Here is a 917-nt window from a genome sequence, read left to right as displayed (position 1 = left end):
GCAATATACCAACCATCTAGTAGGTAGGTCAATGGGTGTGTCGTATTTTTTTGTCATAACGCAGCCATTTCTGAATTGTCACTCATTTTGCGAGGTCATCACCATGCGTACATTAACAGCTTATAACGAAGATAATTTCCGCCAGATAGAGCAGTACAACGGAATATCGGTGGTACGTTTCTCTGCACCCTGGTGTCCGCCCTGTCAGGCCAGCGAAGAAATGTTCAGTCAGTTTGCAGACCGGCTCGATAGAGATATTCAGGTGGGGAAAGTCAATGTAGATCAGGCGCCGGTGCTGACAACCAAATACGAGATCTGGGGGCTGCCGTCTGTGCTGATATTTCATGAAGGGCAATTAGTTAAACGCATACCGGGTGTGAAACCTGCATCGGTATATGCTCAGGCTATTGCGGACATAAAAAAAGGGCAGTAATGCCCTTTTAACGTGGAATTTATTAATGCTTAACCGCGTGCCTGACCGACGGCATCCAGAGTGCGGGCTGAATAAATGACCGCCGCGCCAGCGTTGAGGTTAATCGCCACGCCCAGCGCTTCAGCAATTTCAGCGTCGGTTGCACCGGCTTTCACAGCGGCGTCGGCGTGAAAAGCAATACAGCCGTCGCAGCGGGTTGTGACTGCGCACGCCAGGGCAATGAGTTCACGCACTTTTGCGCCCAAAAGGTCAGTTTTGTTACCTGCGTTGCCCAGGGCAACCACGCCTTTCATGGTCTCGGGGGTCAGTTTGCCCAACTCGCCTAAACGTTGCATTAACTCTGAGCGATAGTTGTTCCAGTCCAGCATAGTGTCATTCTCCTGAATGAGGGGTATTAAGAAGCAGTTTTATATACTTAAGGCTGTTGGCGAAGACTTCGGGTCTGGCCGTTGCATGCGCCACTACGCTTGAGCCTTCACAGACA

The 917-nt window shown here is 50.5% G+C and carries 2 protein-coding genes; one reads left to right on the top strand and one right to left on the bottom strand.

Annotated elements, in window-relative coordinates:
• The coding region (locus ACVRRC_RS21955; protein ID WP_472997570.1) for a thioredoxin family protein at window positions 1–433 on the top strand (433 nt) is incomplete at its 5' end.
• A 29-nt stretch (window positions 434–462) separates the two neighbouring features.
• On the opposite strand, the gene ACVRRC_RS21950 is transcribed toward ACVRRC_RS21955, so the two are convergent.
• Window positions 463–801 (bottom strand): carboxymuconolactone decarboxylase family protein, encoded by a 339-nt coding sequence (locus ACVRRC_RS21950; protein WP_000888080.1) that lies wholly within the window; start codon window positions 799–801, stop codon window positions 463–465.
• Between the last annotated feature and the right edge of the window lie 116 nt (window positions 802–917).

The organism is Stutzerimonas sp. LR2 (assembly GCF_055755175.1).
This window is presented reverse-complemented; position numbering and strand designations above follow the sequence as displayed.